The sequence below is a fragment of the Flavobacterium sp. JLP genome (genome assembly GCF_015350755.1).
Lineage (GTDB): Bacteria > Bacteroidota > Bacteroidia > Flavobacteriales > Flavobacteriaceae > Flavobacterium.
Map to the genome: position 1 here is coordinate 1 of NZ_JADKPS010000005.1, position 25,972 is coordinate 25,972.

The following is a 25,972-nucleotide window of genomic DNA, read 5'->3' on the forward strand; positions in this document are numbered from 1 at the left end:
AAAACTTATTTCTAACCGGCAAATGTTTTTTGAAGTTTTTTTGAGAAATTTTCATTCCCTTTTTCTTCTCCTTGTCTGCCAGTCTGTCAATGAACTTTCCGTGTTTTGCGGGGTGCAAATGTAACATCTGTTTTCAAATCTCGCAAGCTTTTTTTAAACTTTTTTTGAAAATATTTTTTCGTTTAGTTTAAATAACTTGTCAGTATTTCAGTGAACGCCTGTCGCTGTTGCGGGTGCAAAAGTAATACCTTTATTTACATCTGCAAGACTTTTTATTATATATTTTCCATATATTTTATAACTCGCTGGTATGGCGTTTTTTACAATACAAAGTTTTTTATCTGTTTTTGCACTGTGACTGCTACAGGGTTATTTTACGGAAAATGGGTCAAGGATTTTCCTCTCCTTATCTATTTTACAGTATTAAATATATTGTAATTTATACTATATAATGTAGAAAAAATAAACCCGGCAGGTTTTGAAAAACCTGTCGGGTTGTTATAACTAATAATAGTACTATCTATCTTGAGGAGCTTTAGCTTTTGATTCCCAGTAACTCATTAGATTATCGTAGTTTACGGGATTTGCGGGTTTCTGATTTACTAAGCGACCAGATTCAAATGCACGGAGAAGAATCGTCTCTATTAAATAATCTTCATTAACTTCAAATGGCTTGTATTCGGTTTTCAGACTTATATCGAACAAATTGGCTGTTGTATTTGATACAAAAGCTTTGAAACCGCTTTTTAAAGTTCGTATTAATTCATAAGTTGTTATTCCGGTTTGCCTATGAATAAGTTTTACCAGAATCTGACCTTGTTTGCGCGAAAGTTTTTTAAGTCTATCTTCGAATTCATTATTAAGGTAATCTTCTACAATCTTGAAATATTTTTTCTTTTCTCGATTGGTTTTTAAACGGGCCATTCCTTGATTTAATGCCGTTAATCGATCTGCGGCTAATCTAGCGTATGGATATACTTTGTAAACTCGGTTTTGAAGAATCAAAAATTGCTTTTGTGCCTCCGGATCCAGCTTTTCTTTAGAAATAATAATCTCCGGCAATTCAATTGTATCGTTTAAGATAGAATCTTGTTCCGTTAATATATAGCCCATTTGCTGATTCTCTTTTGGAGTAACTTGGGCTTGACTTGTAAACGAAATCAATATAAAGAATAAAATGCAGTTGGTAAATCTCATTGAATCATAATTTAAGTGTAAAATTATATATTTATATACAACTCTAATACCAAATTTATAAATTAGCAAAAAAATATTTTTATGAGCACAGAATCTATCTTAAAAGATACCTCTATTACTTTCCTTGAAAGCTACCTAAATAACGCCTCGCCCACTGGCTACGAAAGTGAAGGGCAAAAACTTTGGATGAAGTATTTAACACCTTATGTAGATACTTTCATTACTGATACTTACGGAACAGCAGTTGGTGTCATAAATCCTGATGCACCTTTTAAAGTTGTGATTGAAGGTCATGCCGATGAAATATCATGGTATGTAAATTATATAACAGACGATGGTTTATTATATGTTATACGTAATGGAGGGTCTGATCATCAAATTGCGCCATCGAAGAGAGTCCATATTCATACTAAAAAAGGAATTGTAAAAGGTGTTTTTGGATGGCCAGCGATTCATACGCGTTTGCGCGATAAAGAAGAATCCCCAAAAATCAGTAATATTTTTATTGATTTGGGTTGCGAAACGAAGGAACAGGTTTTAGAAATGGGTGTTCATGTTGGCTGTGTAATTACGTATCCAGATGAATTTATGATTTTGAACGAAAATAAATTTGTTTGTCGTGCCATCGATAATAGAATGGGCGGATTTATGATTGCCGAAGTTGCTCGTTTATTAAAGGAGAACAAAAAAACGCTTCCATTTGGATTATACATTGTAAACTCTGTACAGGAAGAAATTGGCCTACGAGGAGCTGAAATGATTGCGCAAACTATTAAACCAAACATAGCTATTGTTACTGATGTTTGCCACGATACTACTACTCCAATGATTGACAAAAAAGTTGAAGGCGATCTTAAAATGGGCAAAGGTCCTGTTATTGCATATGCACCGGCTGTTCAAAATAAACTGCGTGATTTAATTGTTGATACAGCAGAAGAAAAAAACATTCCGTTTCAGCGTCATGCAACTTCACGCGCGACAGGAACAGATACTGATGCTTTCGCATACAGCAATGGCGGTGTAGCATCGGCTTTAATTTCATTGCCTCTGCGTTATATGCATACAACTGTAGAAATGGTTCATCGAGAAGATGTAGAAAATGTGATTCAACTAATTTATGAGTCGTTACTGAAAATTGAAAACAATGAAACTTTTTCTTACTTCAAATAAGAATCATTAATATGTTAATTCGGTTACCTATATATAGTAACCGAATTAACTAATAAAAAATAGGATGAAAATTTTATTACTGGAAGACGATTTTACTTTATCTAAAGAAATCTCAGCATTCTTTACTTCAAAAGAATTCGAGTGTGTTCCTTATTATGACGGTTCTTTATTGCTAAAGAAATATTTTCCTTATGAATATGATTTAATAATCCTCGATATTAATGTTCCTGGAACAAATGGAATCGAAGTCTGCAAAGGAATTAGGGAAGTCGATAAAAAAACTCCCATCATAATGTTAACTGCTTTTAGTGAAATTGAAGATAAATTAGCTTCGTTTGATAATGGAGCCGATGATTATTTAGTTAAACCTTTTCATTTTGAAGAACTATATGCGAGAAGCTCCTCCTTATTGAGGAGAAAAGAAATTCCGCAACAAACTGAAAAGAAAATTTTGATTCAGGATTTAGAAATTCTAGAAGAAGAAATGAAAGTATACCGCTCTGGAGAAGAAATTAAATTGACTCCAAAAGAGTTTAAATTGATTATGATTTTGGCTCATGCAAAAGGTAAAGTTTTATCGAAACAATTTATTGCTGAAAAACTTTGGGATTATCATATTGAAACCAATCAGAATACCATTGAAGTGTACATTAATTTTTTGAGAAAAAAAATCGATAAAGATCACGAAACAAAATTAATTCGCACCAAAATTGGTTACGGATATTATTTAAGCGATCAAGAATGACATTAAAAAACAGAATATCACTTTTAGTTAGTTTATTATTTACAATCCTATTTGGGTTGGCTTCTACCGTGATATTTGTTTTGTATTCTAATTTTAGAAAAGAAGAATTCAGAGATCGACTAGAAATTAAAGCCCTTTCGAATATCAAACTTTTAGTAAATGTAAAAGAAGTCGACGATCAGCTTTTGAAAATGATTGATCAAAATTCAATCAATAAATTGTATGATGAAAAAACATTAGTCTTTGATTCTCATTATAAATTGATCTACAGCAGTATTGATGATGCAAAAATTAATTGGTCTGTTGAGGATTTAAAATACCTTAAAAAGCACAAAACCTTTTTTAAACAACAAGGAAACTACGAAGTTTATGGTGTTTTTTACGACACAAAAGATCGAGATTTTTATGCCTTAATATCAGCGACTGATGATTATGGCAAACGAAAATTACTTTTCTTAAGATATACCTTAGTTGTATCTTACATATTTTTTACATGTATTTGCTGGGTCTTGACATCTTTTATGGTTAAAAAAGTCATGAGTCCTTTGAGTATTTTTCATCAAAAAATAAAAAATATAAACGAGAATAATCTAGACACTCGTATTGAATCGAAAAGCAATAAAAATGAAATTGATTTGATTGCCAATGAATTTAATTTTATGATGGATCGAATTGAAATCTCTTATCAAAAACAAAAAGAATTTACCGCGCACGCTTCTCATGAGCTGCGTACTCCACTATCGCGCATTACGTCACAAATTGAGAATACTATTTCAGATTCTGAAACATCAGTTAAGGGCAAAACTTTTTTAAAAACCATTTTGTCTGATGTGAATCAATTGACTGAATTAATTAATTCATTATTAATTCTTTCTAAAATTGATAATAAGAACCATCAAAGCAGTGAAGTGCATCGAATGGATGAAATTCTGTTTTCGGCTATTGAAAATTTAAATAAAAGTTTTCCAGATTTTGTAATTCTTTTTGAGATGGAAGAAAATGATAATTTAGATACAGCCTTAGAAGTTAAAGGAAATAAAAACTTATTAGAAATTGCCTTGAGTAATGTTTTAAAAAACGCCTGTGTTTACTCTGATAACAAACAGGCTAAAGTAAAAATTTCTACTTCAGAATACGGTCATCTTATTATTTCTGTTTCAAATACAGGGAGAACTTTAAATGAGAATGAACAAAAGAATCTTTTTCAGCCTTTTATGCGTGGCGAAAATTCTAAAGGAACTACTGGTTTTGGTTTAGGATTACGTATTGTACAACGTATACTTACTCTTCATAAGGCAACAATCACCTACACTATTCCTCACGAAAAAATAAACTTATTCCGACTAATTTTTTATTAAAAAGTTTAATAACTTTATTTTCAATAATTTACTTTTTGCTTTAATACTTTTTTAAGCTCTTTTTAAGGAGTTTATTAAGGTGTCTTAAAGTCTGTTGATAGCATATTTGTAACAAATAAAACTGATACAATGAAAAAGTTATTTGCATTACTATTTTTGATTTCTCTTAATCAAATAGTTTTGGCTCAAAAAACAGTTACACTCGAAGACTGTGAAAGCCAATTTTTAAAAAACAATCTCTTTTTGTTAGCTTCACATTATAATGTTGATGCCGCAAAAGCACTAACGATTCAAGCGCGTATTTGGGATAATCCCATGCTTACTGCTGAGTTAAATGCTTACAATCCGGAAAGAAATCAATATTTTGATATCGGGAAAGAAGGTCAGAAAGCGTTTGGTATCGAACAATTAATTTATTTAGGCGGAAAAAAACGCAATGAAGTAAAATTAGCTCAAACAAATGAACAATTAGCTGAACTTCAATTTAATGATTTGCTGAGGACTTTAAAACTCCAACTTCGCAAGAGTTTTTATACCGTATATTATAATACTAAAAACCTTGAAACTACAGATAAACAGCTTGCACATATTGAAGATTTGATTAATTCGTATTCTGTTCAGGTTCAAAAAGGAAATATTCCCTTAAAAGATGTTGTTCGTTTGCAATCTTTATATCTAAACTTCAAAAACGAACGAATGGAGGTTGTAAATAATAATATTGAAGAGCAAGCCAATTTGAAACTCTTATTGAATTCAACAGAAAATGTAGTTCCAGATGTTTCTAAAGACGAATTCAATAAATACCTTAAAACTATTGACTTTGATTTAAAATCTTTTGAAGATCAAGCCATCGCAAATCGTCCAGATTATTTGGCCAAACAAAAAGAAATTGACGCTAATGAATTGAATGTAAAATGGCAAAAATCACTTTCGATTCCAGATCTTACTTTAGGAGCGAACTACGATCAGAGAAGCGGTGCTTTTAATAAAGAAGCTAATTTGACACTTGGAATTCCGTTGCCACTTTGGAACAAAAATAAAGGAAACATTAAATACGCTCAAACCATTTTAGATCAATCTAAAGTTGAAAAGCAAAACTTCCAGCTTCAATTGCAGACTGAAATTACATCGGCTTGGAATAAATGGGATGAATCGCGTAAAAATTATACAGTTATAAAACCAACTGTGAATTCTGATTTTGAAGCAGTTTATAACGGAATGTTGACCAACTTTCAAAAACGAAATGTGAGTTTATTAGAATTTACAGATTTTATGGAAAGTTACAATCAAGCTACTATTCAAGTAAATGAATTGAAGAAAAAATTAGCGCTTTCTGGCGAAGAATTAAACAGCACAATCAACAAAGACTTATTTTAAAACTAAATAAAGATGAAACATAAACTAATCATAGCAACTGCAATCTTGAGTCTATCGATTACAAGCTGCAAAAAAGAAGTAGAAAATCCTGAAACTAATACCTCTTTCGCGCTAAGTGACTCAATGTTAAAAACTACAACAACAGCTGAAGCACAAACACAGCCCGTAAAAAACGAATTGAGTTTTTATGGAAAAATTACAGCTGATAACAATAAAATGATTGATGTTTATCCGCTTGTTGGCGGAAACGTGATTAAAGTAAATGTAGAACTTGGAGATTATGTACGCAAAGGACAAGTTCTTGCCACTATAAAAAGTACTGATATAGCTGATTTTGAAAAACAATCTCTTGACGCAAAAAGTGATTTATTAGTTGCAAAAAACAATTTAAAAGTTGCACAGGAATTATTCGACGGAAAATTAAATTCTGAAAGCGATGTTCTTCAGGCAAAATCTGAAGTAAATAAAGCACAATCTCAATTAGGTAAAATTCAGGAAACCTATAAAATATACAATATTAAAGCAGGATCCATCTATGAAGTAACTGCTCCTATCAGTGGTTTTATCATTCAAAAAAGTATCAATCAAGATATGCTTTTAAGAAGCGATCGATCTGAAAACATTTTTGATATTGCTGAAATTAGCGAGGTTTGGGCAATGGCAAATATCAATGAAGTGGATATTAATAAAGTAAAACTGGGAATTGATGCTGATGTTACAACTTTAAGTTATCCTGACAAAGTTTTTAAAGGTAAAGTTGATAAAATTTTCAACGTTATTGATCCTGAAACCAAAGCCATGCAAGCACGCATCAAATTGCAAAATCCTGGTTATTTGCTAAAACCTGATATGAATGCTAATATTAAATTGTCTTTTAAAGAAGATAAATCGATGATTGCTATTCCGAGTGATGCAATAGTTTTTGATAAAAGCAAAAACTTTGTGATGGTATTTAAAGATCGTCACAATATTGAAACAAGACAAGTTGAAGTTTACAGCGTTGTTGGAAAAACAACATACATATCAAGTGGCTTAAAGGAAAATGAAAAAGTCATTACCAACAACCATTTATTTATTTATCGCGCTCTAAACGATTAAGACATGAACAAATTCATACGAAATATTATTGCTTTTTCGCTTAAGAATAAAGCATTTACCTTTTTTTGGGTAGGACTTTTGGCCGTTGCAGGATTCATTTCCTTTAAAAATATGCCAATTGACGCTTTTCCAGATGTAACAAATACACAAATTATTATTATTACACAATGGAACGGTAAAAGTGCCGAGGAAGTGGAACGTTTTGTGACGTCGCCTATCGAAATTTCAATGAACTCGGTACAAAAAAAGACCAGCGTTCGCAGTATTACGATGTTTGGTTTATCCGTAATTAAAATCATATTTGATGATGGTGTAGATGATACTTTTGCACGTCAGCAAGTCAATAATTTATTAAAAAATGTTTCGCTTCCAGAAGATGTCGAACCAGATGTTCAGCCTCCATATGGACCAACTGGGGAAATTTTTAGATATTTAGTAAAAAGTGACAGCAGAGACAGCAGAGAATTATTGACTTATCAAAACTGGGTTATAGACAAACAGCTTCGTTCTGTTCCCGGTGTTGCCGATTTGAATGTTTTTGGAGGTCAGACTAAAACCTATGAAGTGGGGGTTGATCCTATAAAATTAGCAAAATACAACATTACGCCTTTGCAAGTTTATAATGCTGTAAATGCTGGAAACTTAAATGTTGGCGGTGATATAATCGAAAAAAATGGGCAAGCTTTTGTCGTTCGTGGAGTCGGGCTTTTGAAATCTATTCCGGATATTGAAAATATTATTGTTGATGATGCTGGCGGAAATCCAATTTTGGTAAAAAATGTGGCTTCGGTTTATGAAAGTTCTATGCCTAGAGTGGGACAAACCGGAATTGGAAAAAATGATGATGCCGTTGAAGGAATTGTTGTAATGCGAAAAGGCGAAAATGCTCAGGAAACTTTAGCCTTGATTAAAGCTAAAATAAAGGATTTAAATGATAATGTTCTTCCAAAAGACATAAAAATTGAAACTTTTTATGATCGTGATAATTTAATGAATTTCACGACAGAAACTGTAATGCACAATTTATTTGAGGGAATTATACTGGTAACTTGTGTTGTGTTTCTTTTCATGGCCGATTGGAGAACTACTTTTACCGTTTCTATTGTAATTCCGTTATCGTTATTGTTTGCCTTTTTGTGCCTAAAACTGATGGGAATGAGTGCAAACCTATTAAGTTTAGGTGCAGTCGATTTCGGGATTATTATTGATGGTGCGGTGGTAATGGTTGAAGGCTTATTTGTTGTATTAGACCACCGTGCACATCAATTGGGAATGACAGCATATAATAAAATTGCGAAAGGAAGCTTGATTAAAAAAACAGGAACTGAAATGGGTAAAGCCATATTCTTTTCTAAATTAATCATCATTACAGCTTTATTGCCCATATTCTCCTTCCAGAAAGTAGAAGGAAAAATGTTCTCTCCCCTAGCCTACACATTAGGTTTTGCTTTAATGGGAGCCTTACTTTTTACCTTGACATTGGTACCTGTTTTGTCGCATATTTTATTAAATAAAAATGTAAAAGAAAAACACAACCCATTTGTAAACTTTTGGGATAGAATTGTTGGAAAAGGTTTTGCCTGGACATTTAAGCATAAAGTAAAAACCTTGATCGTTTCAATAGCAATATTAGTTACTGTTTTCTTTTCGGCAACTTTTTTAGGAACTGAATTTTTACCTCAATTAAATGAAGGCGCATTATGGGTTACTGCAGAATTGCCAATGAGTACTTCTCTTCCTGAAAGCGTAAACACTGCTGCAATGATCAGAAAGGATTTGCAGAGCTTTCCAGAAGTTAAAAATGTGCTTTCGCAGACAGGCCGAAGCAATGACGGAACAGATCCGAATGGTTTTGGATTTATTCAGCTGCAAGTTGATTTAAAACCAAAATCAGAATGGAAACGAAACATCAATATGGATGAACTGATTAATGAAATGGATCAAAAGCTGAAAGTTCATCAAGGTATAACTTATAATTACTCACAGCCTGTTATTGATAACGTAGCCGAATCTGTTGCTGGATTTAAAGCATCCAATGCAGTAAAAATCTACGGGGATGATCTTGATAAACTTGATGAATTATCAAATGAGGTTTTAGCTAAAATTAGAAATATACCAGGTATAAAAGATGTTGGGATTTTGAGAAACGTTGGGCAGCCAGAAATCAGTGTGATTTTGGATCGAGAAAAAATGGCGGCATACGGAGTAACATTAAGCGATGCTCAAGCTGTTTTAGAATTGGCTTTTGGAGGGAAAACAGCAACTCAAAAATATGAAGACGAAAAGAAATTTGATGTCAGAGTTCGTTTTTCTAAAGAATACCGCAAAGATGAAGAAGATTTGGCCGAACTTAAAGTTCCTACTATAAGCGGCGTAAAAATTCCGCTAAAAGAAATCTGCGATATTAAAACGGTTACAGGGCCGGCTTTCATCTACAGGGATAATACTAAACGTTTTATCGGTGTAAAATTCTCTGTTCGTGATCGAGATTTAGGAAGTACAATTGCTGAAGCCCAATCAAAAGTCGCCGAGTTAAAAATGCCTGCAGGGTATACAACCGGCTGGACAGGTGAATTTGAAAATCAGGTTCGTGCCAGTGCGCGTTTGGCTCAAGTGGTACCGATCAGTTTAATTGGAATATTTGTCCTGTTGTTTATTTTGTTCGGAAATATAAAGGATTCATTATTAGTTTTAGCGAATGTTCCGTTTGCAATTATTGGAGGAATTATGGCTTTGCATATTACAGGAATGAATTTCGGAATTTCGGCTGGGGTTGGTTTTATTGCCTTACTTGGAATCTGTATTCAAAATGGAGTAATTCTAATATCCGAATTTCATCATAATCTTAAGGCAAAGTTTACGCTCGAAGAATCTATTTTTATGGGAGTTAAAGCAAGAACTAGAGCTGTAGTTATGACGGCATTGATGGCATCAATAGGATTAATGCCTGCTGCAATTTCTACAGGAATTGGTTCAGAATCTCAGAAACCTTTAGCAATTGTAATTATTGGTGGTCTAATTACGGCAACGATATTAACATTGCTGGTTTTTCCAATTATCTTCTGGGTTTTTAATCGCAAGAAAAATGTTAGAATTGAATAACAGATTTGAAAATAAATTAATTGGTTAAATTAATTTGGTTTTGGTTAAAGAAAAAGCATCATTATTTTTAATGGTGCTTTTTTGATTCTGTTACATTTTAGTTTAATATCTTGCAGTAAATCTCAAATTAGCAAAACCCAGTTTATGAAATATATTTACTTTCTAATAGTTACTTTTTCAATTTCTTTATTAGCATCAATCATAAATCCAAAGGAAGGTTTTACTTGTTTTTTAGAAGTTATTCCAGCAATTATTGGATTTTTGATTTTGGCTTTCACTTTCAAGAAATTTAGATTTACTAATTTCACTTATACCTTAGTATTAATACACTGTATTATTTTATTTATTGGCGGTCATTATACTTATGCTGAAGTTCCCTTTTTTGATTATATCAAAGAAATTTTTCATCAGAGCCGAAATAATTACGACAAAGTAGGACATTTTGCGCAGGGATTTGTTCCTGCAATGATTATTAGAGAACTCTTTATCCGCAAAGAAGTAATCCATAATAAAAGCTTTTTCAACTTTATTATTGTGAGCATTTGTTTAGCTATTAGTGCGGCTTATGAATTTATAGAATGGGTTGTTTCGCTGGCAACTGGGGATGGTGGAGACTCATTTTTGGGAACGCAAGGTTATGTTTGGGATACACAGTCTGATATGCTATTTGCCACAATTGGAGCGATTTCTGCATTGATTTTATTTTCGAGAATTCAGGACAAACAAATTCAAAAAATAGATTTCTAGAAATTAGCCAATTGCTCCAAAGTTTTGTTTTTTAACTAAAACCCATAATCCCTTTTCTTTTTTGAAGTAAAATATTGCTTGCATCATAGAAATTCCAAATACTTTTTTTACCACAATAGACGCTTGATCGCCTTGAATTTTAAAATTAGAAAATGTAATAAACAATATATTTCCATCAAAATTGTTTTTCTTTACCAAATTCAATTTATACGAAGATCTATAAAATGCTATAGTATTATCTTCTAATTTCGCAGTATTTCCATTAATAGAAATGGAATCAATCAAGCCAATTGTCAATTTAGGTTCTTTACTGTCTTTAACCAAAAACCGTAAATCAAAACTAGCAACGGAGTCAATTAATGTATTGATATTATGAGCAATTAAAATTTCTCCGTCAGTAACTACATTATACTTTACTGAATTTATCTTTTCAGCCTTTTTACAGCTTATAGATGCTAAGAATACAAAAGTGAAAATTACTATTTTTAAAATATTATTCATTTTAAATTAAGTTTTAAATAATATAAACTATTACTAAAAGTAAATAATTTTTGAAACTTAAAATGCTTTTAAAAACAAAAAACGACCTTCTGCTCAATGAAGGTCGTTTGTTATACTAACTCAAACTAGATTTAAACTATTATTTTAAATCTTTTAAAATAGCGATTGCTTCAGTTGCATTTGATAATTGCGCATATTTTAAAGCTGTAAATCCTTGTTCATTTTTATCAGAAGGACGAGCACCGTTCTCTAATAGAACTTTAAGTATCTCTACTTTATTGTATCGTGCTGCAATCATTAATGGTGTCATGTCTTCTGATTTCTCATTTACGTCTGCACCGTATGCAATAAATTTTTTCACTACTTCTACATCTCCTTTGCTAACTGCAACGTGCAGTGGAGCTGAGAAGCTATTTGTTATTTCTAATTGTGGGTTTACAACTAATGATGTGTGATTTGCTGCCATTGAAACATTGGCAAAAGCTACTAAAGCTACTCCTAAAATAATTACTGAATTTTTCATGTTGATTGATTGTTAAATTGATTGATAATGATTTTTATATTGATGATTTTAATTTCTATACAAATGTAATTCTATTTCATGTATTGTGTATTACAAAGTACTATGTTTTAACTAATTCTTAACATTCAATTAATAAAACTAATGCAAACTAATTTTAATGTTAAGTTACTTGTTTACTAATAGACGCTCACAATCTCAAAATGTTACAGTTTAAATCAAAAATTTACAAAAAATTGTACTGAATATTTCAAATATCATAAAATGAAAGCTTAACTTTTATAACTTTACTTTGCAAAAAACTAGCACATATCGTTCATTAGCCTTCTTTTACGACTAATTAAAATAAATAATAACCATTATTAACTTAAAACCAAAAACTATGGGAATCATTAAAAAAATTTTAATCATTCTGATTTTAATTGTAGCTATTGTATTAATTGCAGCTCTTTTTATGCCTAAAAAATATGCTGTCGAAAGAGAAATCACAATCAATAAACCTGTTGACAGTGTTTTTAATTATGTGAAGTACTTAAAAAATCAAAATGAATTTAGTGTGTGGGCAAATATTGATCCAAAGATGAAATCAACTTATAAAGGTACTGATGGTACTGTTGGATCAATCTCCGCGTGGGAAAGCGAAGTAAAAGAAGTTGGGGTTGGAGAACAAGAAATTACAAAAATTACTAAAGGAAAACGTATTGATTTCGCACTCCGTTTTAAAAAACCAATGGAAGATAATGCCGTAGGTTTTATGTCTACTGAATCTGAGGCAGGAAATCAAACTAAGGTAAAATGGGGAATCAGCGGTGTTATGCCTTATCCTATGAACATTATGTTGCCAATAATGAAAATGGATGAGATGATTGGAAATGATTTACAAAAAGGTCTGAACAATCTGAAAGCTAAAATGGAAGATTAGCTATTTATATTGCTCTTATAAAATTAAAAAAGCCACGAATCTTAAAATTCGTGGCTTAAAAAATTACTCTTTTGTATCAAGATACTCAACTACGTTTTTCTCAATGCGCTGATCAATATTAGCAATATCAGCTTTTACGAATTTTTCTCCTAGAATATTCTCGTATAATTCAATATATCTTTCAGAAACAGATTCGATATAAGCATCTGTCATCTCGGGAATCTGTTGGCCTTCTTGACCTTGAAAACCATTTTCGATTAGCCATCGGCGAACAAATTCTTTTGATAATTGTTTTTGCTCCTCCCCTTTTTGTTGTCTTTCCTGATATCCATCAGCATAAAAATAACGAGAAGAATCTGGAGTATGAATTTCATCAATTAAAACAATAACACCTTCTTTTGTTTTGCCGAATTCGTATTTTGTATCTACTAAAATTAAACCGCGTTCTGCAGCTATTTCAGTTCCTCTTTGAAATAAATCGCGAGTGAATTTTTCTAAAACTATATAATCTTCTTCAGAAACAATTCCTTTAGCTAAAATGTCTTCACGCGAAATATCCTCGTCATGAGAACCGTTATCAGCTTTTGTAGTTGGCGTAATAATTGGTTCTGGAAATTTATCATTTTCTTTTAAACCCTCAGCCATTGTAACACCGCAAATTTGTCTTCTCCCTGCAGCATACTCACGTGCAGCATGTCCTGAAAGATACCCGCGAATTACCATTTCTACTTTAAAAGGCTCACATAAATGTCCAACTGCTACATTTGGATCTGGTGTTGCTATCAACCAGTTTGGCACAATATCTTCTGTCAATTCCATGAATCTAGTAGCAATCTGGTTCAAAATTTGTCCTTTGTACGGAATCCCTTTTGGCAAAACTACATCAAAAGCCGAAAGTCTATCGGTTGCTACCATTACTAAAAGTTCGTCGTTAATGTTGTAAACTTCTCTAACTTTTCCACGGTAAACTGATTTCTGATTCGGGAAATTAAAATTTGTAGTTGTGATTGTATTGCTCATTATATGTAGTTGTATTTTTGTTTTGTTTGAATGCAAATTTAAAACTATTTAAAAGAGCATGCAAAGAAAAAAAGAAGTATTCAGTATTCAGTCGGAGTCTCAGCCTCCAGTCTGCAAAACGTTAACTGAAAACTGAAACTGTGACTTAAAAATTATTGTTTTAAAAGTGTCGAATTAAATAAATTCAAGATTCTTCCGTACTCATCAATCCAAGAATAGGTTTCTTTAAATCCGTGAGATTCTACAGGGAAAGAAGCTAAACTCCAGTTCTTTTTCTGTAATTCAATAAAACGTTGTGACAAACGAACAATGTCTTTGTATTCAACATTATCATCAACCATTCCGTGCAGCATTACTAAATTTCCTTTTAAATTATCCGCAAAATAAATTGGTGAACTTTTTTTGTAAGCTTCTGGATCTGTTTCTGGAAAATTCAAAATATTGCCTGTATATCCATGATTGTAATGTGCCCAATCTGTAACAGAACGCAATGCCGCACCAGAAGTGAATTCACCTGGAGTTGTCAGCATTCCCATTAAAGTAATAAATCCACCATAAGAACCGCCGTAAATACCAACTCTATTAGCATCAATACCATATTTTTCAACCAATACTTTTTTACCGTCTAAGTGGTCAGATAAATCTTTTCCGCCCATAAAACGATAGATTCCAGTTCTAAAATCTCTTCCGTAACCATCGCTTCCTCTGTAATCTATGTCTAAAACGGTGTAACCTAAATCAGTCAGCAAGTTATGAAACATATATTCTCTGTAATAATTGCTCCAATAATTGTGAGCATTTTGAAGGTATCCGGCACCGTGAACAAAAATAACCGCTGCTTTATTTGCAATTTCAGCTTTTGGTATATAAACTCTTGCATTTACTGGAGTTCCGTCTTGCGCTTTAAATGTAATTACTTCAGGTTCTCTCCACTTATATGCCTTGAAAGCCTCAGTTGTTGAAGATGAAATTTGCTGTAAAACAGCATTCTTTTTATTGTCCGCAACATAAAAATCCCATGGAATATTTTTATAAGAATAGCGAACTAAAAGTGATTTTTCGTCTGGCGAAAGCACCACTTCATGTGCTCCATCTTTAGTTAAAATTGGCTGTAAAACGCCATCAGCAACAGCTAATTTATAGAAACTTCTGTTTCCTGGATGCGTTGTATTTGTAGTTAAATAAAATACTTTTTTGTCTTTTGATAAAACTGCATCACGAACTTCCCAATTTCCTGTTGTCAGCTGTGTTTTCTTTTTTGTTTTTATATTATAAGTATATAAATGAGAATATCCAGTCGCTTCAGATTGAAAATAGATGGTTTCATTATCAGCTAGAAAATCTAAATTTCCTGATGAAAATGAGTAAGACGGAATTCCGGGTCCGCCAATCCAAGCTTCGTCATGCTGATGCTCGATTTCTTCAAAAGTTCCATTGTCAAGATTTAAATTCACCAGCCATCTGTCTTTATTGTCCTGACTTCTGATTTCAACAATTGCCAATGAACCGTCTTCATTATAAACAGGAGATTGTGCTACAATCAGTTTATCTTCTTTTGGTTTATTTTTTAAATTATCATACGATTCATAATACTTTGGAGTATCTTGAATATGACTTAAAGTCGAGAAATTCACATAATAAACAGAATCTTTTGCAACTGAATAGATTCCGAATTTCGTTTTCACCAAATTAGCTATAGAAACTTTTTCTTTGGTATCTGGAGTTTGGTTATAACCGTCATCAGTTATAAAAACTTCCATTTTTTCTTTTTTGTCTTCTTTATCTTCAATTAAACCAAAAGTGGCAAATTTTCCGTTTGGATTTGCTTTTAAAGCAACAAGATTATCTTTTCCGTAAAAATATTCTTTTGCAAAATCAGACTTAACCGCTTTGCTTTTAGCAAGATTCCATTGTTTTCTGGCTTCTTTATCTTTAATGAATTGAAATAATTCTTTTTGCTGCGTTTTTAGAAAAGTATCTTTTTCAGGTGTTTTTTCTTTTTTAACTCCTTTGCTAAAATTAGTAATTTGAAGAACAGTTCCTTCCTTACTGTTATATTTGAAAATATTATTATTCTGCTGAAAAAATAAAATTCCGGCTTCATGACCTAATTCAAGATTAGAAACAGGAGTAGTTTGCTGGTATATTTTTTTAATTACTTTAGAACTAATAGAGTACGAATACAAACTTCCTTTATTCAAATAATAAACGATGTCTGAATTGTCTTTTCTTTTAAAATCAAGTTTCGAAAAAACAGTTTCAGTTGGATCAACAAGTACTGGCGCTGTAGCTCCTTTTTGCCAAGAATAAGTATTTGTTCCTAATTCATCTTTCGGATTCCATTCAAAATAAACTTTTTTTCCGTCTAGTGACCAGCGTCCGTTTGTAGGTTGATTTCCAATAAAAGATTCACCTTTCATTATTTCTTCTAACTTCAGATTTTGACTTTTTCCGGAAATAGAAAGAAATAAAAAGGCAAGGATAAAAATGTTTTTTGTCATAGTGGTAGTTTTTGAGAAAACAAAAATACACTTTGAAAATTATTAAAAAAATGTTTTTGCTAATTGCTTGCGAAATCCTTTGTGAATTGTATACTTAAAACAAAAAATCCCTGAAGAATTAACTTCAAGGATTGTAATTTTGTTGAAAATCTAAGATTTAAATTCGTAATTAACCTGCAGCAAATTCCTTGTTTAGAATTTTAGAAGAAATATATCTTGCAACGCCATCTTCTGCATTGGTTTTAATCACTTCTAAATCTGGCAAAGTTTCCTTTAATAAAGCGGGAGCATTGCCCATAATTAAACCTTTTCCTGACGCAGATAACATTTGCACATCATTAAAACCGTCTCCAAATGAAACCGCTTCAGACAAAGTAAATCCTTTTTTCTCCAGAACTCTTTCAATAGCAACAGCTTTATCTATTGATTTGTCCATAAATTCTAAGCAAGTTGGCAAACTAAAAGCATGATGCAAATGTTCTGAAGAATTGGCTAAAATATCATCTTTTAATTTTACTAATTTTTCATGATTATCACAGGAGAAGAAAATTTTAATAGCTCCAAAATCTTCCAAAGTTTTATAATCAACTAATTCTGGATGATATTTTAATTCCGCTTGAAAAGCATTTAGTTTTTCGCTTATTCTATTGGTCTGCCAAACATTTTCTTTGAATAAAACTACTGTAATTTCTGGATCGATTTCGACATTTAGTGCTGCTTTTACAACATCACTGTCTAAATTAAAAGAAAATAATTCCTCTTTTTCTGGCGAATGTATTCTAGCCCCGTTTGAACTTACCAAATAAACGGGAACTTCAAGCGTTTCAATAATAGCCGTGGCATCAAGATGATGACGGCCTGTAGCAACAACGATAAGATAATTTTGATTATGAAGTTCCTGAAAAATAGATTTAGTATAATCTGATATTCTGTGTTGAGGGTTGAGTAAAGTTCCGTCTAAGTCACTTACAACAACTTTTATATTTTTTAATTTTGTCATATTAAAGATCAAGTATTTATGATATGCAAATTTACGGTTTTAGGCTCAGAATAAAAAAAACTGAAAGCTTTAAAAGCCCGAAATACGGCAAGTTTATTATTTATTTAACTATTTCGTTAAATGATTGAATATAGGATATTTTAAACTTGTATTTTAGCATAATTTCTTTTAATGCAAGAAACAGACCTTTTGGTAACTTGTTTTAAGTAGAAATCATCTTGTTGTTTCATTTTCTAATCTTTTGAGTTTTGGCAAAAACAATTTTTAAAGTATCAGGACACCCAGAACTAGGTTTAATTTGTAGAATTAATGAGTCATTTTTAATATAAAAATTTTCGTTTTCAAATATAACATAAGAATCAGGACTTTTTGGTTTACAACCCTCGATTGTCATTTTTGCTTCATTATTTTTATCAAAAAAACGACAACTGAAAAATGGAAAAACATCATAACAACTATCAATTTTTACAGTATTCAATTCTATAAAATCTCCTGTAACTTTCCATTTGCCTCTCGAAAAACCATGCCAGGTGCAAGCTCCACTTACGCAAGAAAAAGTACTATCTTCTTTAATTTTTATTATAGTTAAATTTGGAATGACATATTCTGTATCATACCATGTACCAACAAATTTATTTACATGAACTTCTGTTTTTTTGCAAGAAATTAAGCCTATAAACAACAAAAAACTGAATATTCTACTTGTCATCAATTATCATTTAAAATCAGCCCAAAAAAATATTCGTTTTCTACATTTCTATAAAGATCACGTAGAAAACGAATATCATTAAACATCAAAACACATTTTACGATTTACATTTGACATTTCACATTTCACATTTCACAAAAAATCACAAAACTTAATCGTGATTTTCAATTTGTTTATAAGCATCGATTACCTTTTTCACTAATCTGTGACGCACGATATCTTTATCATCCAGATAAATAATTCCGATTCCGTCAACGTCTTTCAAAACCAAAATCGCTTCTTTAAGACCAGAGATAGTTCTGCGCGGCAAATCGACCTGTCCAGGATCACCCGTAATCATGAATTTGGCGTTTTTTCCCATACGGGTCAAAAACATTTTCATTTGCGAGTGTGTAGTATTTTGCGCTTCATCAAGAATTACAAAAGCGTTATCGAGTGTGCGCCCACGCATAAATGCCAATGGCGCAATCTGAATAATTCCTTTTAAAATGTAATCTTCGAGTTTTTCGTTTGGCAGCATATCACGCAAAGCATCATAAAGAGGCTGCATATACGGATCCAGTTTTTCTTTCATATCACCAGGCAAAAAACCAAGATTTTCTCCCGCTTCTACTGCTGGTCGGGTAAGAATGATCCTTTTTACTTCTTTGTCTTTAAGCGCTTTAACAGCCATTGCTACGCCGGTGTACGTTTTTCCTGTTCCAGCTGGCCCGACAGCAAATACCATATCATTTTTCTTTATAGTATCTACCAATAGCTGCTGGTTAGGCGTCATGGCTTTTATTATTTTACCGCCCACTCCATGAACTAATATTTTGTCATGATCGTATGATTTTTTTTCATCCTGACCATCACTCATAATTACGCGTTCAATTACATTGTCATCAATGTTGTTGTATCGGGTAAAATGAAGCATAAGCCTTTGAAATCTCTTTTCGAATTCATCTAAAACTTCTTTTTCGCCAAATGCTTTTAAAGTTGTCCCTCTTGCTACTATTTTAAGCTTTGGGTAATACTTTTTAATTATTTCAAGATGAGAGTCTTGAGCGCCCCAAAAGTCTTTTGGAGCGATGTCTATGAGCTCGATAATTCTTTCGTTCAAATGAGGTAATTTTAAATTAAAAATAAATCAGTTTTAATAAATCGGTGGTTGTCGGGTATCTTTTTAGTCTTAGTTTTTAGTCACAGTCATAGTTTTAAAAGAACAGTTAAATAAAATTTACTGAGCCATTTTTACTGCAATACTATTTTTCAAAATTCAATTCTTTTTTACGGACTGAAAACTGAAACTGAAAACTGAGACTAATATTATATTTTGTCTTTTCTTTCTTTCAATTTGCATTTACTATTATTAGCTTTGCATTTCTCAAATTTAATGAAAATTAGATTTAAATACTACCAATAGTTATAAACAAAATTATGTCAATAATTACCCTTACTACTGATTACGGCTTAAAAGACCACTTTGTTGGTTCGCTGAAGGGTAAAATACTTTCTGAATATTCAGAGGTTCAAATTGTTGACATTTCGCACGATATTGATCCATTCAACACTGCTGAGGCGAGTTATATTATTGGAGCTTCTTATTTAAGCTTTCCAAAAGGAACTGTGCATCTAATTGGAGTCGATATCGAGCGCAATAAAGAGAATTTGCACATTGCCATGCAATGGAACGATCATTACTTTATTTGTGCCGATAATGGTATTTTAAGTATGCTTACGCAGAAAATTGTCCCGCAGAAAATTGTTGCCATAAACATACACGACCGTTTTCCGAGTGAATCGAGCGATTTAGATATTTTTATTCAAGTGGCCTGCCATCTTGCAAAAGGCGGATTACTGAATGTTATTGGTAAAGAAATTGCGGAGATCAAACAAATTACAGAATTACAGGCTGTTCTTTCAAACGACGGAAATTCACTAAAAGGATATGTAATTTATATTGATCATTTCGGAAACGTTGTAACCAACATTTCAAAACAACAATTTTTAGAAGTGGCAAAAGGCCGTCCCTACGAAATTGTGATGAAACCAAAAAGTATCAAAACCATTTTGCCAAATTATTCTGCAATTGCTACTTCTGAGAAATATCCGATAAAAACGTATGAAGGCGAAAAACTGGCCATTTTTAACGAAGCTGGTTTTCTTGAAATTGCCATTTTTAGAAGTAATCCATCAAAAGTAGGTTCTGCCAATAGTTTGTTGGGATTGAATTATCGTGATGTGATTACGATTCAGTTTTCTTAGATTTTTTTTTATTTAAATGGCTTGCAGATTTTGCCGATTGATCGGATTTACATTATTATTTATTCTTTTTTGCCGTTAAAAACAGGCCAATTATTTACTGCATTATAAAAATAGCCCGAGTTTGAAACCGAAGGCTATGTTTGAAATATCAATCTAAAAAACGATGAATTTATAATATTTTATTTTTTTCTAAAAACAACAATCAATTTTGGTATTTTTGCCCACCTGAAACAGCATTTAGAAAATCTATCCCGAAGTGTCGGGACTGCAATCTAAAATCTAAAATTGAATACATGTTTGTTCGAATAGTTAAAATGAGTTTTCATGAAGAAAAAATTCCTGATTTTCTGGAGAATTTTGAAACCGTGAAAGACAAAATACGAAATGCAGACGGAAATCGTTTTTTAGAATTGTATCAGGACAAAAATGACAAATGCATATTTTTTACGTACAGTTATTGGGAAACCGAAGAAGATTTAGAAAATTACAGAAAATCTGAACTGTTTAACACCGTTTGGGATTTTACAAAGAGATTATTCAACGCAAAGCCAGAAGCTTGGAGCGTAGATAAAGTGGTTTCTTTAGTTTAAAATTGTTTCAGGTTTCAGGTTTAAAGTTATAATGCTGGAACTGAAATTAGGGACGATTTAAACGCAAAGAACGCAAATAATATAATTATAAAGTTTTAAAACAAAGTTCGCAAAGTAAAGCAACTTGAAACTTGAAACAACAAAAAACTTGAAACAAAATATATGAAGTCTATAATTTTACGAGAAATAAAATCCTTTTTTGGCTCTCCTATTGGCTACTTGGTCATTGCTATTTTCTTAATCAGCAACGGACTGTTTTTATGGGTTTTTGAAGGAGATTACAACATCTTAAATACGGGTTATGCCGATTTGACTCCGTTTTTCACTTTAGCGCCATGGATTTTGATTTTTCTGATTCCGGCCGTCACGATGAGAAGTTTCTCTGATGAAAAAAAACAAGGAACGCTTGAATTGCTTTTAACCAAACCATTATCAATTTGGGAAATTGTAAATGGGAAATTTTTTGGTTCGCTGCTTCTAATCGTTTTAGCTATTATTCCAACTTTTATTTATGTAAAAGTAATCTCGAATTTAGGTCTTCCAGAAGGAAATATCGATATGGGAAGCACAATTGGTTCTTATTTTGGATTATTATTTTTAATTGCTTCTTATTCCGCAATAGGGATCTTTACTTCTACCCTGTCAGAAAATCAAATTGTTGCTTTTATCATTGCCGTTTTTCTGTGTTTTTTCTTTTATTTTGGTTTTGAAGGAATAGCTTCATTAGTTCCTGGCGTTTCTGGAATTGTTTCTGCATTGGGAATGCAAGATCATTTTAAAAGTATGAGCCGAGGCGTTATTGATACGCGTGATGTTATTTACTTTTTAAGCATCACTATATTGTTTTTATCTTTTACCGTTTATCAATTAAAATCTTTTAAAGCGTAATGAAACCATCTAATCAACAAAATATCAAAATATTAGGTATTACCGTTTTCATTTTAATTGTTTTAAATGTATTAGGAAGTTTATTTTTCCACCGATTTGATTTAACAAAAGACAAACGATATACTTTATCTGAAACTTCTCTCCAAATTGTAAAACAGGTTAAAAATCCGCTTTCTATAAAGATCTACATGCAAGGCGATTTGCCAGCAGATTTTAGACGCTTACAGCAGGAAACGAAGCAATTACTAGAAGAATTTCAAGCTTATAATAAAAATATAGTTTTTGAATTCGTAAACCCGCTAGAAAACGGAGAAGAAAGCATGGACGTGGTAAAATCACTTTACCAAAAAGGTATGACTCCCATAAATATTACTGTTGACGATAAAGGAAAACAATCTCAAGCAATGGTTTTTCCTTGGGCAGTTGCCGTTTATGATAATAAAGAAGTTAATATTCCATTGTTGAAAAACATCATGGGCGCTTCGACAACGAAAAAAGTAATTGGATCCATTCAGCATTTAGAATATTCAATTGCAGATGCTATTAATAAAATCACAAAAGCCAAACAAAAAAAGGTAGCTATTATAAAAGGAAATGGCGAAATCAACGAAGTTCACATTGCAAAAATGTTGATGCAAATCCGCGAAAGCTATTATATCGGACCTTTTACTTTAGATTCAGTAGCTCAAAATCCAAACGGAACTTTAGACGCTTTGAAGAAATATGATTTAGCGATTATCTCAAAACCAACTCAAACTTTTACTGATGAAGAAAAACAGGTTTTAGACCAGTTCATCATGAACGGCGGTAAAACTTTATGGCTGATTGATCAAGTTGCAGCAGACATGGACAGTCTTTACAATCAAGCTGGAGCGACGTTGGCATACCCGAGAGATTTGAATTTGAATGATATGTTCTTTAAATACGGATTCAGAATTAATCCTGATTTAGTAAAAGATGAACAAGGAAGTCCAATAAAATTAGCAACTGGAGAACAAGGAAGCGCAACTCAATATCAAGATTTTATTTGGAAATTTGCACCTCAAGTTTACCCGACAAGCAAACACCCAATTGTAAAAAATTTAGGCGGTATCAGATTTGATTTTGCGAGTCCGATCGACACTTTAAAAAATGGAATCAAAAAGACGGTTTTATTACAATCTTCTCAATATTCTAAAACCATCGGAACTCCATCTGAAATTAATTTGAATAGTGTAACCGAACATACTTCACCTCAAGAATATGTGAATAAAGGAAATTTACCGCTTTCTGTTTTGTTAGAAGGAAGTTTTCATTCGGCATTTGAGAATCGTGTTTTGCCTTTCAAGGAAAATTCATTTCAGTCAAAAGGAAAACCAAACAAAATGATTGTAATTGCTGATGGAGATTTGGCCAGAAATCAATTAGACAAAAACATGATGCCAGTTGAGTTAGGTTATGACCAGCGAACAGGAAACCTTTATGATAATAAAGATTTTATCATGAACTGCATCAATTATTTGTTAGATGATACCGGACTTATTAACATTAGAAGCAAAGATGTTGACTTGCCTTTATTAGATAAAGAGAAAGTTTATGAAAACTATACATTAACACAATTCATAACTATCGGACTTCCAATTCTAATTTTATTGGTTTTTGGACTTGTATTTACTTACTTGAGAAAAAGAAAATACAGTAAATAGATGTTAATAAAAAAATTGCGAAAGTAAGATTGTTTACGATATATTTGTAATCCGTATATTTAGCCTGCAAATTGCTAAAAAACACATCAAAAAATAAAACAAAACAGATGAAATTTATAGTATCGAGTTCGTACTTATTAAAACAATTACAAGTTTTAGGTAGTGTAATTAACAGTAACAATACGTTGCCAATTTTAGACAACTTTTTATTTGAACTAGACAATGATGCCTTGACTGTTTCGGCTTCAGATCTTGAAACTACAATGTCAGCAACATTATCAATCGATTCTAAAAGTAAAGGAAGCGTAGCTGTGCCTGCAAAGCTTTTACTTGAAATTTTAAAAACGTTTCCAGAACAGCCTTTAACTTTTACAGTTGAAGATAACAATACAGTTGAAATTAGTTCTAATTCAGGAAAATATGCATTAGCATACGCCGCTGGAGAAGAATTTCCTAAATCAGTAAGTCTTGAAGATCCGTCTGTAACTTTGGTTCCTGCCGATGTTTTGGCAACTGCAGTAAGCAAAACGATTTTCGCTGCCGGAAATGATGATTTACGCCCTGTAATGTCTGGCGTTTTCTTTCAGTTTTCGCCAGAAGGCTTGACTTTTGTTGCAACTGACGCTCACAAATTGGTAAAATATGCTCGTACAGATGTAAAAGCCTCTCAAGTAGCTGATTTTATTATGCCAAAGAAACCTTTGAATATTTTGAAAAGTATTTTAGGAAGTTCTGATGCTGAAGTAAAAATTGAATACAACGATTCGAATGCGACTTTCTCATTCGATAATTATATTTTAATGTGTCGTTTGATCGACGGAAAATACCCAAATTACGAAGCGGTAATTCCAAAAGAAAATCCAAACAAATTAATGATTGACCGTTCTTTATTTTTAAGTTCTGTTCGTCGTGTTGCTATTTTCTCAAACAAAACTACACACCAAATTCGTTTGAAAATTGCCGGAGCAGAATTAAACGTTTCTGCTGAAGATATTGATTACTCAAACAAAGCCGAAGAAAGATTGACTTGTGATTATCAAGGAGATGACTTGCAAATTGGTTTCAATTCACGTTTCTTAACTGAAATGTTGACCAACTTACAATCTGACATGATTATGTTGGAAATGTCATTACCAAACAGAGCTGGAATTCTAACGCCAGTTGATGGTTTAGAAGAAGGCGAAACTGTAACAATGCTGGTAATGCCCGTAATGTTAAATAGTTAACATCAAAACTTCTTTTTGTTACAGGGATTTTTTTTAGTTTCAAATTAAAGACATATCATTGTAAAAAAAAACATCGCTATTAACCAACCATTTTTTATACCTAAAAACCGCAATTCTCAAAAAGGGTTGCGGTTTTTTATTTTAGGGTGATTTTCGCGACAATCTAAACCCAACAGGTTTAAAAACCTGTCGGGTTGCGCAAAGTTGTCATTTCGAGGAACGAGAAATCACACTCGTAATTCGACAAGGATTGATAATTAACTTTGCGTAGCAACTAGTGTGATTTCTCGTTCCTCGAAATGACAAACTATATAACATTTAACTTAACGACAATCTAAACCCGACATGTTTTAAAAACCTGTCGGGTTTACTAGTTTCAGGTTTCAGTCCCGAAGCTTCGGGATCAAGTTGAAATGCAATTATAGTTTGTGCTGATTTTTACCGCAAAGCACACAAAGTTTTTTGTGCTCAGATTATATTCACAAACTTGAAGAGCGCAAAGCTTTATGTAAGAACTTAGCGAACCTTGCGTAGACCTTTGCGTACTTTGCGGTTGAATTGAAACCTGAAACATTTTTTCTTTAACTTTGTAGTATGAAAATAGAAATTTGGTCGGACATCATGTGTCCGTTTTGTTATATCGGAAAAAGACAATTGGAAACGGCTTTGGAACAGTTTCCTAATGATGAAATTGAAATTGAGTGGAAAAGTTTTCAGCTTGATCCAACCATTACGCCTCAATCAGGAAAAGATGTTTATACGTTTTTAGCTGAACGAAAAGGAATTTCAGTTGAACAATCTAAAGAAATGCATAAAGGTGTCGTAGACCGCGCAAAAAGCGTTGGTTTAGATTATCACTTTGACAAAGCAATTATCTCAAATTCGTTAACATCTCATCGAATTATACAATTGGCTAAAAGTAAAAAATTAGGCGATGAAATGGAAGAGATTTTCTTTAAAGCTTATTTTACAGAAGGACGAGATTTAAATGATGGCCCAACCTTAATAGAATTGGCTGTAAAAGCTGGTTTAGATCAGAATCACGTTTTAGAAGTTCTAAAAGATGAAAACTTATTTTTAAAAGAAGTCAAAGCTGATATTACCGAAGCCCAGGAAATTGGCGTACAAGGTGTTCCGTTTTTTGTTTTTGATCGAAAATACGCTGTTTCCGGCGCTCAGCCAGTCGAAGCTTTTGTGAATACTATTAAGGAAGTGCTTAAATAATTTTAGATTTTAGATTAACCGCAGAGCACGCAAAGATTTATGCAAAGTTCTAGAAGTTTAGATAAAGCTTTGCGAACTTTTTGATTTTATCAAACGTGCGAATAAGAATTTTTGCGTGCTTTGCGGTTAATCCCACTAGATCAAA

The 25,972-nt window shown here is 32.3% G+C and carries 22 protein-coding genes; 14 read left to right on the forward strand and 8 right to left on the reverse strand.

Translation table 11 applies throughout. The annotated features are described in order from the left end of the window. Window positions 1-516: 516 nt before the first annotated feature. Entirely contained in the window at window positions 517-1,197 is a 681-nt protein-coding gene (locus tag IRZ83_RS13100) for a DUF4294 domain-containing protein (protein WP_194569359.1), read from the reverse strand. 81 nt (window positions 1,198-1,278) lie between these two features. Between IRZ83_RS13100 and IRZ83_RS13105 the strand changes: the two genes are divergently transcribed. The 7 genes from IRZ83_RS13105 (at window position 1,279) to IRZ83_RS13135 (ending at window position 10,794) form a co-directional block, all read left to right on the forward strand. After that, entirely contained in the window at window positions 1,279-2,367 is a 1,089-nt protein-coding gene (locus IRZ83_RS13105) for a M42 family metallopeptidase (protein ID WP_194569361.1), read from the forward strand. 64 nt (window positions 2,368-2,431) lie between these two features. After that, on the forward strand, window positions 2,432-3,112 hold the full coding sequence (locus IRZ83_RS13110) for a response regulator transcription factor (RefSeq protein WP_194569363.1): 681 nt from the start codon (window positions 2,432-2,434) through the stop codon (window positions 3,110-3,112). Further along, window positions 3,109-4,470, forward strand: coding sequence for a sensor histidine kinase (locus tag IRZ83_RS13115; RefSeq protein ID WP_194569365.1), 1,362 nt, complete (start codon window positions 3,109-3,111; stop codon window positions 4,468-4,470). The genes IRZ83_RS13110 and IRZ83_RS13115 overlap by 4 nt, the downstream gene beginning before the upstream one ends. 129 nt (window positions 4,471-4,599) lie before the next feature. After that, the gene (locus tag IRZ83_RS13120; RefSeq protein WP_029272396.1) at window positions 4,600-5,847 is read left to right on the forward strand and encodes a TolC family protein; all 1,248 of its coding nucleotides are present in this window, start codon (window positions 4,600-4,602) and stop codon (window positions 5,845-5,847) included. A 12-nt stretch (window positions 5,848-5,859) separates the two neighbouring features. Next, on the forward strand, window positions 5,860-6,945 hold the full coding sequence (locus IRZ83_RS13125; protein WP_194569366.1) for an efflux RND transporter periplasmic adaptor subunit: 1,086 nt from the start codon (window positions 5,860-5,862) through the stop codon (window positions 6,943-6,945). 3 nt (window positions 6,946-6,948) lie between these two features. After that, window positions 6,949-10,047: an efflux RND transporter permease subunit gene (locus tag IRZ83_RS13130; RefSeq protein ID WP_194569369.1), complete on the forward strand. Its 3,099-nt coding sequence runs from the start codon at window positions 6,949-6,951 to the stop codon at window positions 10,045-10,047. Between the two features lie 144 nt (window positions 10,048-10,191). Next, on the forward strand, window positions 10,192-10,794 hold the full coding sequence (locus tag IRZ83_RS13135) for a DUF2238 domain-containing protein (protein ID WP_194569371.1): 603 nt from the start codon (window positions 10,192-10,194) through the stop codon (window positions 10,792-10,794). Window positions 10,795-10,797: 3 nt separating this feature from the next. Here IRZ83_RS13135 and IRZ83_RS13140 read toward each other — a convergent pair whose 3' ends face one another. Beyond that, entirely contained in the window at window positions 10,798-11,295 is a 498-nt protein-coding gene (locus tag IRZ83_RS13140; RefSeq protein WP_194569373.1) for a hypothetical protein, read from the reverse strand. Window positions 11,296-11,434: 139 nt separating this feature from the next. After that, window positions 11,435-11,818 (reverse strand): ankyrin repeat domain-containing protein, encoded by a 384-nt coding sequence (locus IRZ83_RS13145; protein ID WP_029272401.1) that lies wholly within the window; start codon window positions 11,816-11,818, stop codon window positions 11,435-11,437. A 379-nt stretch (window positions 11,819-12,197) separates the two neighbouring features. Between IRZ83_RS13145 and IRZ83_RS13150 the strand changes: the two genes are divergently transcribed. Continuing rightward, window positions 12,198-12,737: an SRPBCC family protein gene (locus IRZ83_RS13150; protein ID WP_194569375.1), complete on the forward strand. Its 540-nt coding sequence runs from the start codon at window positions 12,198-12,200 to the stop codon at window positions 12,735-12,737. A 63-nt stretch (window positions 12,738-12,800) separates the two neighbouring features. Here the strand turns inward: IRZ83_RS13150 and IRZ83_RS13155 are convergent, their stop codons facing one another. The 5 genes from IRZ83_RS13155 to IRZ83_RS13175 form a co-directional block, all read right to left on the reverse strand. Beyond that, window positions 12,801-13,757 (reverse strand): phosphoribosylaminoimidazolesuccinocarboxamide synthase, encoded by a 957-nt coding sequence (locus IRZ83_RS13155; protein WP_194569377.1) that lies wholly within the window; start codon window positions 13,755-13,757, stop codon window positions 12,801-12,803. A 152-nt stretch (window positions 13,758-13,909) separates the two neighbouring features. Next, window positions 13,910-16,258, reverse strand: coding sequence for a S9 family peptidase (locus IRZ83_RS13160; protein WP_194569379.1), 2,349 nt, complete (start codon window positions 16,256-16,258; stop codon window positions 13,910-13,912). Between the two features lie 169 nt (window positions 16,259-16,427). After that, window positions 16,428-17,258 (reverse strand): Cof-type HAD-IIB family hydrolase, encoded by an 831-nt coding sequence (locus tag IRZ83_RS13165; protein ID WP_194569381.1) that lies wholly within the window; start codon window positions 17,256-17,258, stop codon window positions 16,428-16,430. Between the two features lie 226 nt (window positions 17,259-17,484). Beyond that, complete coding sequence (locus IRZ83_RS13170; protein WP_194569383.1) at window positions 17,485-17,967, reverse strand: hypothetical protein; 483 nt, start codon at window positions 17,965-17,967, stop codon at window positions 17,485-17,487. A 151-nt stretch (window positions 17,968-18,118) separates the two neighbouring features. After that, entirely contained in the window at window positions 18,119-19,069 is a 951-nt protein-coding gene (locus tag IRZ83_RS13175) for a PhoH family protein (protein WP_026984005.1), read from the reverse strand. Between the two features lie 317 nt (window positions 19,070-19,386). Here IRZ83_RS13175 and IRZ83_RS13180 point away from each other — a divergent pair, with 317 nt between their 5' ends. The 6 genes from IRZ83_RS13180 (at window position 19,387) to IRZ83_RS13205 (ending at window position 25,827) form a co-directional block, all read left to right on the forward strand. Beyond that, window positions 19,387-20,214, forward strand: a complete 828-nt coding sequence (locus IRZ83_RS13180; RefSeq protein WP_029272407.1) for an S-adenosyl-l-methionine hydroxide adenosyltransferase family protein — start codon at window positions 19,387-19,389, stop codon at window positions 20,212-20,214. 293 nt (window positions 20,215-20,507) lie between these two features. After that, window positions 20,508-20,804 (forward strand): putative quinol monooxygenase, encoded by a 297-nt coding sequence (locus IRZ83_RS13185; RefSeq protein WP_194569385.1) that lies wholly within the window; start codon window positions 20,508-20,510, stop codon window positions 20,802-20,804. A gap of 162 nt (window positions 20,805-20,966) precedes the next feature. Then, window positions 20,967-21,692: a gliding motility-associated ABC transporter permease subunit GldF gene (gene gldF / locus IRZ83_RS13190; protein ID WP_194569387.1), complete on the forward strand. Its 726-nt coding sequence runs from the start codon at window positions 20,967-20,969 to the stop codon at window positions 21,690-21,692. Beyond that, window positions 21,692-23,377, forward strand: a complete 1,686-nt coding sequence (gene gldG, locus IRZ83_RS13195; RefSeq protein WP_194569389.1) for a gliding motility-associated ABC transporter substrate-binding protein GldG — start codon at window positions 21,692-21,694, stop codon at window positions 23,375-23,377. The genes gldF and gldG overlap by 1 nt, the downstream gene beginning before the upstream one ends. Window positions 23,378-23,484: 107 nt before the next feature. Next, complete coding sequence (dnaN, locus tag IRZ83_RS13200; protein WP_026730732.1) at window positions 23,485-24,603, forward strand: DNA polymerase III subunit beta; 1,119 nt, start codon at window positions 23,485-23,487, stop codon at window positions 24,601-24,603. A gap of 594 nt (window positions 24,604-25,197) precedes the next feature. Next, on the forward strand, window positions 25,198-25,827 hold the full coding sequence (locus IRZ83_RS13205) for a DsbA family protein (RefSeq protein WP_029272411.1): 630 nt from the start codon (window positions 25,198-25,200) through the stop codon (window positions 25,825-25,827). The last annotated feature ends 145 nt before the right edge of the window (window positions 25,828-25,972 follow it).